We start from the raw sequence: 14487 nt of genomic DNA on the forward strand, positions 1-14487 counted from the left end.
AGTTTAAGTGAAGAGTGAGGAGTTTAAGTGAGGAGTGAGGAGTGAGGAATGAGGAATGAGCATAGCAGACCAAAGTAAATTGCAAGCATAAAGTAAAATAAAGCACCGAGCGAAGCGAGAGATAAAGCGCACGCTCAAGCCCGGCGCTAGAGGGCTTGTGGGGTCTAGGGGCAAAGCCCCTAGCGGAGTATGAGGCAGAGCCTCATTCGGCGCAAACCGACAAGGTGCAGATTGTAGTATCAAAAGCATATAGAAGTCAAACATCAGATAAAAGTGATATCGGAGTATAAAATCTGCACCGCTTTTCTATCCCATAGCAAAACGTAGATACGCAAAGAGCGAAGCGATTTTGCGGCAAGATAAACTATCCCGAATATATGTAGGGGCGAACAGCGTTCGTTCGTGTTCAGAATTTGTTATAATTTCAGAATTGTAGGGGAGCGGCGCAATTTCTGCTTTGCAGAAATTCGACGTCCCGACCCCCTCGCACGTCTTTGTACATCTGCATGACTTTATGGTAAATTCAAACCTCGTCACTTCGAGCGGGCTGTCGAGGGCGCCAGCCCCTACAAGCGTGATAGGATAGTTTTTTGTTCTGTCCTACAATGGTTGTAATCGTGGACTTGTTTCTTCGACGGGCGAACGCTGTTCGCCCCTACAGATTTGTTGCCGTGGGGGTCGTGTTTCAGTCGTTTTTTATTCGATTTTCAAGTTGCGTTCGGGGTGTGACATTTGGTATTAAGCCCTTGGTTGCGTATACACAAAATCCACAATGCACACCCACGCTTTGACACAAGTTCTCTACAGCCTGTTCCAGAAACTCACCTCGGTTTCACTAAGTCGCAGGGCTTGTATGTGCCCGCAAGTATCAAAACGCTTTCTACTTATACACGAAAAGCACCTCTTTTGTTGCATAAAAAATGCAACAATTGCAGAAATGTTGCCAAATTAAAATATAAATCATTTGTTTGCACAATTTGTTAAGTGAGTTTTTGTTGGATATGACAAGTAAATCGGATTTATTATGTAATGGCAGACAAGTTGGTGCATATAGTGATGAAATAAAGGGTAGGTTAGGGTGGAGGTAATGAGGCGGAGGGTGATAAAAGCAGGTGAGTAAACGAAAAATTTACGATTTGATAACACATTGGTAATAGTAGAAGTTTCTGCGTCGAATTGTGCGATTTTTGTTCAAATCGGAGAAAATAGGAAAATCGGCGAGATGTGTAAGCTAAAATGCTTGACAAGGGCTTGCTAATATTATATAATAGTATACTGTATCATAATGGAGTTTTCCACCTATTTCATGCGTTTTTGAGCGCAGAAAATCATGGAAAACACCGCCAAAACCACTGGCGAATACGATTGTTATATAGTGTTATATAAATGTATTTTCCAAATAAATTAAGGAGTGATTGAGCCTATGGTGAATGTCAAGGACGTAAAACTTGGTAAGAACACGAGAAAGAGCTTTGCCAAGATCAATGAGGTTCTGGAGATGCCTAACCTTATTGAAGTGCAGAAGAACTCTTATCAGTGGTTCCTCAATGAAGGTCTGAAGGAGGTCTTCAGAGATGTTTCAGCTATTACTGATTATAATGGTACGCTGGAGCTGACTTTTGTTGGATACCATTTCGACGAAGAGGCTAAGTATTCTGTTGCAGAGTGCAAGGCGAGAGATGTAACTTATGCAGTGCCACTGAGAGTTACTGCAAGACTTAACAATACCGAGACCGGCGAGATCAAGGAGTCCGAGGTATTTATGGGTGACTTCCCTAAAATGACCGACAGCGGAACTTTTGTTATCAACGGTGCAGAGCGTGTTATCGTTTCTCAGTTGGTGCGTTCACCAGGTGTTTATTACGCTTTTGATAAGGACAAGACCGGTAAGGATCTGTTCAAGACAACTGTTATCCCTAACAGAGGCGCTTGGCTTGAATATGAAATGGATTCTAACGACGTGGTTTATGTCAGAATCGATAAAAACAGAAAGATCCCTCTTACTACTTTCCTGAGATCGCTGGGTATTGGTACTAACGAGGAGATCGAGGAAGTTTTCGGTCCTGATGAAAGACTTACTCAGACTATCATGCAGAAGGATCAGACTGCTAACAGAGAGGAAGCTCTTCTTGAAGTTTACAAGAAGCTTCGTCCGGGCGAGCCTCCTACAGTAGATTCTGCTGTTACTCACCTGAACAACCTGTTCTTTGACGCTAAGAGATATGATCTTTCAAGATTTGGCAGATATAAGTACAACAAGAAGCTTGGCGTTGGTTCAAGACTTTCAGGTCACAGACTTTCAAGACCTGTTGTAAATCCTATGACAGGCGAGGTAATGGCTGAGGCTGGCGATCTTATCAGCTTTGATAAGGCTATGGAGATCGAGACCGCAGGTGTTATGGAGGCTTACGTTGACGTTGAGGTAAAGGAGCATCTTACTTCCGCAACAGGCGAGGCTGTTACAAAGCTTGAAGAATGCGAAGTTAAGATCATAGGCAACGGCATGGTAGACATCAACGCTTATGTTGATTTTGACTGCACTGAGCTTGGCATCAACGAAAAGGTATCTTTCAAGGCTCTCAAGGAAATTCTTGAAGATTCTGAGAATGAGGAAGAGCTTAAGGAGAACATCAAACTTAAGGCTGACGACCTCGTTCCAAAGCACATCACTATCGATGATATTATCGCTACGGTTTCTTACTTCCTCAACCTTTGCGAGGGCGTTGGTACTGTTGACGATATCGACCATCTTGGCAACAGAAGAATCCGTTCAGTAGGCGAGCTTCTTCAGAACCAGTTCAGGATCGGTTTCACAAGAATGGAAAGAGTTATCCGTGAGAGAATGAACATTCAGTCACAGGGCACTGAGGTCGTTACTCCTACAGCTCTTATCAATATAAGACCTATCACTGCGGCTATCAGAGAGTTCTTCGGTTCTTCTCCACTGTCACAGTTCATGGATCAGAACAACCCTCTGGCTGAGCTTACTCATAAGAGAAGACTTTCAGCCCTCGGCCCTGGCGGTCTTTCAAGAGACCGTGCCGGATTTGAGGTCCGTGACGTTCACTATACTCACTACGGCAGAATGTGTCCTATCGAGACGCCTGAAGGTCCTAACATCGGACTTATCTCTTATCTTGCTTCTTTCGCAAGGATAAACGAGTACGGCTTTATCGAAGCTCCTTACAGACGTGTTGACAAGGAAACAGGCGTTGTAACTGACGAAGTTGTTTATATGACGGCTGACGTTGAAGATAACTACATGGTCGCTCAGGCAAACGAGCCTCTTACTGAGGATAACAAGTTTGCCAGACCTAAGGTAAACGGCAGATACAGAGATCAGATCCTCGAGATAGAGAGAGAGAAGATCGACTTCATGGACGTTTCACCTAAAATGGTAGTTTCTGTGGCTACTGCTTGTATCCCGTTCCTTGAGAACGATGACGCTAACCGTGCGCTCATGGGTTCAAACATGCAGAGACAGGCTGTGCCTCTGCTCAAGACTGAGTCTCCTATCGTTGGTACTGGTATGGAATACAAGGCTTGTCTTGATTCAGGCGTTGCTGTTGTTTCTAAGAACGCAGGCGTTGTTGAGAGCGTTGACGCTGACAAGATCGTTATCCGTGAGGACAGCGGTATGCTCAGAACTTATGAGCTGACTAAGTTCAAGCGTTCCAACGCAGGTACTTGCACAAACCAGAGACCTATCGTCAATAAGGGCGAGAGAATTGAAGCTAATCAGATAATCGGTGACGGCCCTGCTACCTCAAACGGCGAGCTTTCACTTGGTAAGAACGCTCTTATCGGCTTCATGACTTGGGAAGGTTACAACTACGAGGACGCCGTTCTTCTGAACGAAAACCTTGTAAAGCAGGATAAGTACACTTCTATCCATATTGAAGAGTATGAGACAGAAGCCAGAGATACAAAGCTCGGACCTGAGGAGATCACAAGAGATATCCCTAACGTTGGCGAGGACGCTCTTAAGGATCTGGACGAGAACGGTATCATAAGAATAGGCGCAGAGGTTCGCTCGGGAGATATACTTGTTGGTAAGGTAACACCTAAGGGTGAAACTGAGCTGACAGCAGAAGAAAGACTGCTCAGAGCTATCTTTGGCGAAAAGGCTAGAGAAGTTAGAGATAATTCTCTTAAGGTACCTCACGGCGAGGCTGGTACTATCATTGATGTTAAGATATTCACAAGAGAGAACTGCGACGAGCTTTCTCCTGGAGTAAATATGCTCGTCAGATGCTACATCGCACAGAAGAGAAAGATCTCTGTGGGCGATAAGATGGCGGGTCGTCACGGTAACAAGGGTGTCGTTTCAAGAATACTCCCACAGGAGGATATGCCATTCCTTGAGGACGGTACTCCGCTTGATATCTGTCTTAACCCATTGGGCGTACCTTCTCGTATGAACATCGGTCAGGTGCTTGAGGTTCATCTTGGTATGGCGGCAAAGGCTCTTGGCTGGAAGATAATGACCCCTGTATTCGACGGTGCTCACGAGGCAGACATCAGAGAATGCTTCAAAATGGCTCAGCAGAATTATCTGGAGCATAAGGACGATGAGTTCACTCTCCACACAATGGACGAGGTCATCAACCCTAACGCTCTGAGCATGAGCGAGGACGGCAAGTTCACTGTTTATGACGGAAGAACAGGCGAGAAATTCGATAACAGAGTTACAGTCGGTTATATGTACTACCTGAAACTCCACCACCTCGTAGACGATAAGATACACGCACGTTCAGTTGGTCCTTACTCACTGGTAACACAGCAGCCACTCGGCGGTAAGGCTCAGTTCGGTGGTCAGAGATTCGGAGAAATGGAAGTTTGGGCGCTCGAAGCTTACGGTGCTGCTTACACACTTCAGGAGATCCTTACAGTTAAGTCTGACGATACTGTGGGAAGAGTCAAGACATACGAGGCTATCGTTAAGGGACAGAATGTTCCTAAGCCTGGTGTTCCTGAGGCGTTCAAGGTACTTGTTAAGGAGCTTCAGTCACTTGGTCTGGATCTCAAGGTACTCAACATCAATAACGAGGAAATAGATCTTAAGCAGTCGTTTGACGAGGACGAGGAGCTTGTTCCACAGCCTGCTATCGAAGATCATATCGATTTCGGCGTTGACGAGGGCGATCTCGACGAGGGCTTCATGGCTGAAGACGAGAACGGCACTTCCGAACTGGAGGGCAGCGCAGCTTCCGACGAGTCTGATCTGTTCCTTAATGACGGTGAATAATTTTGCACAGTAACTAAATAAGCTGAGGTCAAAGGGCGGAAGGCTCCGCCCTTGCGACCGTTTCATATAGAAGTCGGCTGTTGCCGTGCTTCAAACTAAACAGGAAGAGGGTACTGCTGTTGGAATTCAATGAGTTTGCATCAATCAAGATCGGTCTTGCTTCGCCTCAGAAGATCCGTGAGTGGTCTTACGGCGTTGTTACCAGACCTGAAACAATAAACTATCGTACTCAGAAGCCGGAAAAGGACGGATTGTTCTGCGAAAAGATATTCGGACCTTCAAAGGACTGGGAGTGTCACTGCGGTAAATATAAGAAAATTCGCTTTAAAGGCAAAGTCTGCGAGCGCTGCGGCGTTGAGGTAACAAGAGCCAAGGTTCGTAGAGAGAGAATGGGTCACATCGAACTTGCTGCACCTGTTTCTCACATTTGGTATTTCAAGGGAACTCCGTCAAGAATAGGACAGATGCTTGAAATATCACAGAAAAGACTTGAAGAAGTTCTTTACTTCACAAAATACATCGTTATAGATCCAGGTAACACTGAGCTTATCAAGGGTCAGCTCCTTACTGAAAAGGATTATAGCGAAATGCAGGAAAAGTATGACGAGGACGAGTTCAGAGCCGGCATGGGCGCTGAGGCTATCAAGGAGCTTCTTGAAGAGATCGACCTCGATAAGCTTTCAGAAGAGCTTAAAACTGAGCTGAAGGATCTTCCTGCAGGTCAGAAGCGTATCAAGCTTCTGAAAAGACTGGAGATCGTTGAGGCTTTCAGAACATCAGGCAACAGACCTGAGTGGATGATACTGGAGGCTATACCTGTTATACCACCTGATATCAGACCTATGGTACTGCTGGACGGCGGAAGATACGCAACCAGCGACCTTAATGACCTTTACAGACGTGTTATCAACAGAAATAACCGTCTTAAGAAAATGCTGGAGCTTGAAGCACCTGACATCATCGTTAGAAACGAAAAGAGAATGCTTCAGGAAGCTGTTGACGCACTTATCGACAACGGCAGACACGGCAGACCTGTTACAGGTCCTAACAACAGAGCATACAAGTCACTTTCAGATATGCTCAAAGGTAAGCAGGGACGTTTCAGACAGAACCTTCTTGGTAAGCGTGTCGACTATTCAGGACGTTCTGTTATCGTCGTAGGCCCTGAGCTTAAGATGTATCAGTGCGGTCTGCCAAAGGAAATGGCTCTTGAGCTGTTCAAGCCTTTCGTTATGAAAAGACTTGTTGACACCAATCCTACTATCAACATCAAGTCTGCAAGGAAAAAGGTAGACAGAGCTGAGCCAGAGGTTTGGGACGCACTTGAAAACGTTATTCAGGGTCACCCTGTAATGCTCAACCGTGCGCCTACACTTCACAGACTTGGTATTCAGGCATTCGAGCCTATCCTTGTAGAGGGCAGAGCTATCAAGCTTCACCCACTGGTTTGTACAGCGTTCAACGCTGACTTCGACGGCGACCAGATGGCTGTTCACCTGCCGATCTCAGCAGAGGCTCAGGCTGAGGCAAGATTCCTTATGCTGGCTGCCAACAACCTGTTGAAGCCTTCAGACGGACGCCCTGTTGCAGTTCCTACACAGGATATGATACTTGGTTCTTACTACCTGACACTGAAGAAGGACGGCGAGCCTGGCGAGGGCAAGGTGTTCAGAGATGTGAACGAGGCTCTTATGGCTTACGATCAGCACATCGTTTCACTTCACGCTGCTATCAAGGTAAGAATTACCAAGCAGATAGGCGACAAGCAGGTATCAAAGGTGATAGACGCTACAGTCGGAAGACTTATCTTCAACTCTATCATTCCTCAGAACCTTGGCTTTGTTGACAGAACAAATTCAGAAAAGCAGTTCGATCTTGAGATAAGCTTCCTTGTAAAGAAGAAGCAGCTTTCTGATATCATTGATAAATGTATCCAGAAGCACGGTACGACTACGACTTCCGAAGTTCTCGACAACATCAAGAGCCTTGGTTATAAGTATTCTACAAAGTCTGCTATCACAGTTGCGGTATGCGACGCTTCTATCCCTGAGGCTAAGAAGGATATCCTTGCTAAGGCTGACAGTCTTGTAGACAAGATAGACAAGCAGTATAAGAGAGGTTATATTTCAAGAGAAGAGAAGTCAAAGAAGTTCATCGAGATCTGGAACAACGCTACAGACGAAGTTACAGAGGCTCTGAAAGCTAACCTTGACCCATATAACCCAATCAACATGATGGCTGACTCAGGTGCCCGTGGTTCTATCAACCAGATCAGACAGCTGGCAGGTATGCGTGGACTTATCGCCAACACATCAGGTTCAACTATCGAGATGCCTATCAGAGCTAACTACCGTGAAGGTCTTAACATTCTGGAATACTTCATTTCTTCCAGAGGTGCGAGAAAGGGACTTGCCGATACAGCTCTGCGTACTGCTGACTCAGGTTACCTTACAAGACGTCTTGTTGACGTTTCTCAGGACGTTATCATTCGTCAGGAGGATTGCGGTACTCACGTTGGTATCGAGATATTCGACATAAAGAACGGAAACGAAATGATTGAGCCTCTCAGCGAGAGACTTGTGGGCAGATACCTTGTTGAGGACCTCAAGGATCCTAAGACAGGCGAGATGATATGCTCAAGAAACAAGCTCATAAACGTTCATGACGCTGAAAGAATAGTTGCTGCACTTGAAGCTGAGGGCAAGGATTCTATCTCTATCAGATCAGTTCTTCAGTGTCAGGCTAAGCATGGCGTTTGCGCTAAGTGCTACGGCGCTAACCTTGCAAACGGCAATATCGTACAGGTCGGTGAGGCTGTCGGCGTAATCTCCGCTCAGTCTATCGGTGAGCCTGGTACACAGCTTACAATGAGAACCTTCCACACAGGTGGTATCGCTTCTGCGGAAGATATCACACAGGGTCTTCCTAGAGTCGAGGAACTGTTTGAGAGCAGACGTCCAAAGGGTGCTGCTATCATCACAAGGATCGACGGCGTAGTTAGGATCGAGGAGGTCAAGAAGACCAAGCAGATCACTGTTACAAGCGAGGACACTGAAAATCCTGAGCAGGAGTCTTATGCTATCCCATACGGCTACAAGATAAGAGTTCGTGAGGGACAGGCTGTTACAGCCGGTGAGCCACTCACAGAGGGTTCTATCAACCCAGCTGATATCCTTGCAGTTAATGGTCCTAAAGCTGTTCAGAACTACATCATCACCGAAGTTCAGAAGGTTTACCGTCTGCAGGGTGTTGATATCAACGATAAGCACATCGAAGTTATCGTTCGTCAGATGATGAGAAAGGTCAAGATCGACGACTCCGGTTCAAGCTATCTGCTCCCTGGTTCACTTATCGACAGAGGAGAGGTCGCAAGACTCAACGAGGAGATACAGGCTCAGATCGACGCTGGCGACGAGAACGCAAGACTTATCACAACTGTTCCTGTTCTTCAGGGTATCACAAAGGCTTCAAGCTACTCGGATTCATTCCTGTCGGCTGCTTCATTCCAGGAGACAACTAAGGCTCTTACAGACGCAGCTATCAGAGGCAAGACCGATAAGCTCATGGGTCTTAAGGAAAATGTTATTATCGGTAAGCTCATTCCTGCCGGCACCGGTATGGACGTTTACAACAACGTTCAGGTGGTCAAGAATGAGAGTGCGGCTAATCATAACACCGCAGAAACACCGTTGTACTAATGACTTTTATATCAGCCTGCATGGTTCATTCATGCGGGCTGATTTTTTTATTTTGTATGAAACCTTTTTGCCTGCCACGGCGTTTTAGTATATGAAGGGAAGTGAAAGCATGAAGAATATGACCGAAAGCGAATACCGCCAACTTGTAGAGGAGTATTCGGATATGGTAACAAGGCTTTGCGTGGTGCACACGGGAAATTTTTCCGACGCTGAGGACTGCTATCAGAACGTGTTCTTCAAGCTTTTCAAGCAGATGAAAAAAGGCAGTCTGCCAAACCCGAAAGCGTGGCTCATCAGAGTGGCTCTCAACGAATGCCGGAGTGTTTTGCGGTATCGTTTGAGGAAAAACACAGTCGATCTGAACAGCATAACGTCTTTCTCAAAGGACGGCAGCGACATAGAGATACTTGACCTTATTTTCAGACTTCCCCCGAAATATCGGGATAGTATTTATCTTTATTACTTTGAGGAGCTGTCAGTGCAGGAGATCGCTGAGCTGACAAATATCAAGGAAAACACGATAAAAACACATCTCAAACGTGGAAGAGAACAACTGAAGGATATGATAATGTTGTGAACTATATGAATGTCAATAAAGACATAAAGTATCGGGACGTCGCATTTCTGTGAAACAGAAATTGAGCCGCTCCCCTACAAAAGAGGTAAAAACTATTATGTAGGGGCTGGACTTTCAGCATAACATTGACTAAAGGTATAGTTTGCAATGAGGATATCACAGAAAGGGGCAGCAAATGAAAAAGATAAATGCTTTTTACTGTATAAAAACTCCTTCGGATTGGAAGGAGAGTGTGCTTATGTATGACAAGCCTACAGAGAAAAATAAAACAAAACTTACAGGCTTTCAGCTTGCAGGTGCGGTGCTTGCGGCTTTGCTTCTGGTGGTGGGCGGTGCGCTGACCCTTTATCGCAGCGGTGATGAGCATAAGATCAATGTCGGTATGCAGCAGCCAAGTATAGACAGTTCGGAAAGCCTTGACAGCACTGAGCTTACGGCTGATTTAGAACAGGCACAAAATGCGCTTAAGCAGGTCGTTAAAGACAAAGAGATAACGGCGGTCGGAACGTATGCCGGCTGCGGCTCGGACGGAACGGGATATCTTTTTGTCGATAAGATATATGTTGAGAAATACACCTCTGAAAAGGGCGGATTGATCGACTATGTTACTGTGAATGAATATGAATACCTGAAATACCACTATTACGCTGCGTTTAAACTTGATTTCAGAGCGAAAGATGTTACCACAGGGAAGTTTGTTTATGCGGACGAACTGAAAGTGGGCGAAAAAATCGCAGTCGGCACAAACTGCGATAATCTGAGTAATTGGAACTCGGATGAGATCGCAACAGGTCTTGGCGAAACGGTCGGTGGCGACAGCTTTGGAACAGACTTCTATTATTCACTTAGATCATCAATAGCCTATGCTTATGATATCGACAGTTCAAAGGATACAGGCAAGGAAAAGCTTGATAAGCTCATTCTTGATAGTGTACAGCATATATACGAAGATATGATACTGCAAGCTGACGACTTCAGCATTGTGCTAAATCCTGTTGAAAAGGACTGGGGATTTAAAATTGGTACGCTGGTAAATTCTGTTAAGCATATCAATTATGATGCTGACAATTACGAAAGGGATATTATCTATCCGCTGATAATAACACCAATTCAAAAGGGTAAAGCCATAAACGTTTCCACAGCAGGAGGGTCAAAGGAAGGCATAATTATCAAGGTGGACGGAAGATATTTCAGTATAACTTCCAATTATAAGGATATTGTGGAGCAGGACGATACTAATAATGAATGGTACGGTTCCCAAAGTGCGACGGTAAAGAACAACAGAAATTACTTCTTTGATGAAAATGAATGGCTCGTTGCAATTAAATTTGCAACGGGTGCAAACACCTATTTTAGTGATGATCTGAAACTTTATATCAACGAAGTACAAAACGATATAACCTATTCGGACAAGACTGACGACAGCGATTGTGTTATAACTTATCATAGATTCAGCGAGACAGAGGTCGAAGTGGCGGATAAAGGAGAAATTTTAGATACAGACAGCAAGACGGAATGAGGAATAATTTGCAGGGCAGGACGTGAAAAGCCGCTGCCCTGTGCTTTTTATAGCTTTTGACAGAAAATTTAACTGAAATTTTCAAAAAGTTAAAAAAGTCAAGAAAAAGTGCTTGACAAGAGACGGAGAATAGTGTATAATATCAAGGTATGCTGATGTATTGTATATCAGCGTATAGTATCAAATCTATGAAAGGAGAGAAAATATGCCAACCTTTAACCAGTTAGTAAGAAAAGGAAGAAATGTCCTTGCAGACAAGTCTACAGCTCCTGCTCTTCAGAAGGGTTTCAACTCAAAGAAGAAGGTAGTTATCGATCAGAGCTGCCCACAGAAGCGTGGCGTTTGCACAGTAGTAAGAACTGCTACACCTAAGAAGCCAAACTCAGCTATGAGAAAGGTTGCCAGAGTTAAGCTCACAAACGGAAATGAAGTTACAGCTTACATCCCTGGTATCGGACACAATCTTCAGGAGCACTCCGTTGTTCTTATCAGAGGCGGACGTGTTAAGGACCTCCCTGGTGTAAGATATCACATCATCAGAGGCACTCTCGACGCTCAGGGCGTTGCTAAGAGAATGCAGGCGAGATCCAAGTATGGCGCTAAGAAGCCAAAGGCAGGAGCAGCCAAGTAATCAAAAACTGAAAAGCTCATTTTAGTAACAAGGTAATAACTCATTGTCGCATATTGCGAAGACCACAGTTTATGTGGAGTGATTAATATATATTAGTTGACTCTACAAGGAACTGACGGGGCTGTAAAACGGCTGTGTGCCGTGGTTACAGAGCGAGTACCTGTGAATTCATTATTTGTGAAGGAGGGAATTAAAGTGCCAAGAAGAGGTAGAGTTACAAAGAGAGACGTGCTTCAGGATCCAGTATACAATTCTAAGCTTGTTACACGTCTTGTAAACAACATCATGCTTGACGGTAAGAAGGGTGTTGCCCAGAAGATCGTTTACGGAGCATTTGAAATTGTCGAAGAAAAGACAGGCAGACCTGCTCTTGAAGTATTCCAGGAGGCTATGGATAACATCATGCCTGAGCTGGAGGTCAAGGCTCGCCGTGTAGGCGGTGCGACTTACCAGGTACCAATGGAGGTTCGTCCTGACAGAAGACAGACACTTGGTCTGAGATGGATAACAAAGTATTCTCGTGAAAGAAACGAGGACACAATGAGAGAGAGACTCGCAGCAGAGATCCTCGACGCTCTTAACGGCGTTGGCGGCTCATGCAAGAAGCGTGACGAAACTCATAAGATGGCTGAAGCTAACAAGGCTTTCGCTCATTACAGATGGTAAGAGGTATAAAGGAGGATATATATGGCAAGAGAATGTAAATTGCAGGATTACCGTAATATCGGTATCATGGCACACATCGACGCCGGCAAGACTACTACTACAGAGCGTATCCTGTTTTATACCGGTGTAAACTATAAGATCGGTGAAACACACGACGGTGCATCTACAATGGACTGGATGGCACAGGAGAAGGAGAGAGGTATCACAATTACTTCTGCTGCTACTACTTGCTACTGGAAGGGTCACAGACTCAACATTATAGATACTCCAGGCCACGTTGACTTTACAGTTGAGGTTGAGCGTTCACTTCGTGTACTCGACGGTTCTGTAACAGTTCTTTGTGCTAAGGGTGGTGTTGAGCCTCAGACTGAAACAGTTTGGAGACAGGCTGATAACTATCAGGTACCAAGAATGGTATATGTCAACAAGATGGATATCATGGGTGCAGACTTCTACAACGTTTTGAATATGCTCCATGAAAGACTTCATTGTAATGCCGTTCCTATCCAGCTCCCTATCGGTGCTGAGGACGACTTCAAGGGTATCGTCGATCTGCTCGAAATGAAGGCTTATGTATACTATGATGACCTTGGAAAGGATATCCGTCAGGAAGAGATCCCTGAGGACCTCAAGGAAAAGGCTGAACAGTATCACGCTGACCTTATCGAGCATCTTGCAGAAGTTGATGACGATCTCGCTGAGAAGTATTTCGCAGACGAAGAGATCACTATCGACGAGATGAAGAAGGTAATCAGAAAGAGTACTATCGCTAACACAATGGTACCTGTTACCTGCGGAACTTCATACAGAAACAAGGGCGTTCAGAAGCTTCTTGACGCTATTGTAGATTATATGCCTTCACCTATCGACGTACCACACATCAAGGGTACTGACGTAAATACAGGTGAGGAAGTTGAGAGAATTTCAGGCGACGATCAGCCATTCGCTGCTCTCGCATTCAAGATCGCTACAGACCCATTCGTTGGTAAGCTCTGCTACTTCAGAGTTTATTCAGGTGTTCTGACAGCCGGTTCTACAGTTTATAACTCCACTAAGGACAAGGACGAGAGAATCGGAAGAATCGTTCAGATGCACTCTAACGCAAGAAAAGATATCGACACAATTTACGCTGGTGATATCGGTGCCGCTATCGGTCTGAAGAACACAACAACAGGTGACACTCTTTGTGATGAAGAGCACCCTGTACTTCTTGAATCAATGGAATTCCCTGAGCCTGTTATCCAGCTCGCTATCGAGCCTAAGACTAAGGCAGGTCAGGAAAAGATGGGTATCGCTCTTGCAAAGCTTGCTGAAGAGGACCCAACATTCAGAACTTATACTTCTGAGGAAACAGGTCAGACAATTATCGCCGGAATGGGCGAGCTGCACCTTGAGATCATCGTAGACAGACTTCTCCGTGAGTTCAAGGTAGAGGCTAATGTCGGCGCTCCTCAGGTTTCATATAAGGAAACAATCACTGCTCCTGCAAGCGTTGATTACAAGTACGCTAAGCAGTCAGGTGGTAAGGGTCAGTACGGTCACGTTAAGATCAACGTTGAGCCAAACGAGTCCGGTAAGGGCTATGAGTTCATCAACAAGGTTGTCGGCGGTGCTATTCCTAAGGAATACATCCCAGCAGTTGATGCAGGTATCAGGGGCGCTATGGAGAATGGTGTTCTCGCAGGCTTCCAGGTAGTTGACGTTAAGGTCGAGCTGTACGATGGATCTTATCACGAAGTCGACTCTTCTGAAATGGCATTTAAGATCGCCGGTTCTATGGCGTTCAAGGAGGCTATGAGAAAGGCTTCACCAATCATTCTTGAGCCTATCATGAAGGTTTGCGTTATCGCTCCTGATGATTATCTCGGAACAGTTATAGGCGACCTCAACTCCCGTCGTGGACAGATCCTCGGTCAGGAGCAGAGAACTGGTGCTGTTCAGGTAGACGCTCTCGTTCCACTGTCTGAAATGTTTGGTTACTCAAATGACCTGCGTTCTAAGACACAGGGCCGTGGACAGTACACAATGGAGCCTGACAGCTACATTCAGGTACCAAAGTCTATCTCTGAGAAGATCATGGCTTCAAGAAACAAGGACTAATAAATTTGCGGAAAATTTTCTGCTTTTTCTATTGCAAATTTGCATTTT

The 14487-nt window shown here is 45.2% G+C and carries 7 protein-coding genes; all 7 read left to right on the forward strand.

The genetic code is table 11. The features are described from left to right. Positions 1 to 1423: 1423 nt before the first annotated feature. The 7 genes from rpoB to fusA all read left to right on the forward strand — a co-directional run bounded on the left by rpoB (position 1424) and on the right by fusA (position 14439). Positions 1424 to 5248, forward strand: a complete 3825-nt coding sequence (gene rpoB / locus RBI_RS03630) for a DNA-directed RNA polymerase subunit beta (protein WP_051706405.1) — start codon at positions 1424 to 1426, stop codon at positions 5246 to 5248. Between the two features lie 119 nt (positions 5249 to 5367). After that, positions 5368 to 8946, forward strand: a complete 3579-nt coding sequence (gene rpoC / locus RBI_RS03635; protein ID WP_038671130.1) for a DNA-directed RNA polymerase subunit beta' — start codon at positions 5368 to 5370, stop codon at positions 8944 to 8946. Between the two features lie 109 nt (positions 8947 to 9055). After that, positions 9056 to 9523 carry an RNA polymerase sigma factor gene (locus RBI_RS03640; protein ID WP_158455071.1) on the forward strand — a complete coding sequence of 156 codons (468 nt, stop codon included), beginning with the start codon at positions 9056 to 9058 and terminating at the stop codon, positions 9521 to 9523. Positions 9524 to 9698: 175 nt separating this feature from the next. Continuing rightward, a complete protein-coding gene (locus tag RBI_RS03645) occupies positions 9699 to 11042 on the forward strand; it encodes a hypothetical protein (protein ID WP_038671132.1) in 1344 nt (447 codons plus the stop codon). 205 nt (positions 11043 to 11247) lie between these two features. Further along, positions 11248 to 11673, forward strand: coding sequence for a 30S ribosomal protein S12 (gene rpsL, locus RBI_RS03650; RefSeq protein ID WP_022288664.1), 426 nt, complete (start codon positions 11248 to 11250; stop codon positions 11671 to 11673). 195 nt (positions 11674 to 11868) lie between these two features. Continuing rightward, positions 11869 to 12339 (forward strand): 30S ribosomal protein S7, encoded by a 471-nt coding sequence (gene rpsG, locus RBI_RS03655; protein WP_022288663.1) that lies wholly within the window; start codon positions 11869 to 11871, stop codon positions 12337 to 12339. A 21-nt stretch (positions 12340 to 12360) separates the two neighbouring features. Beyond that, complete coding sequence (gene fusA / locus RBI_RS03660) at positions 12361 to 14439, forward strand: elongation factor G (protein ID WP_022288662.1); 2079 nt, start codon at positions 12361 to 12363, stop codon at positions 14437 to 14439. Positions 14440 to 14487: the final 48 nt, after the last annotated feature.

Origin of the sequence: Ruminococcus bicirculans (ex Wegman et al. 2014) (assembly GCF_000723465.1) — a bacterium.
GTDB classification, from domain to species: domain Bacteria; phylum Bacillota; class Clostridia; order Oscillospirales; family Ruminococcaceae; genus Hominimerdicola; species Hominimerdicola aceti.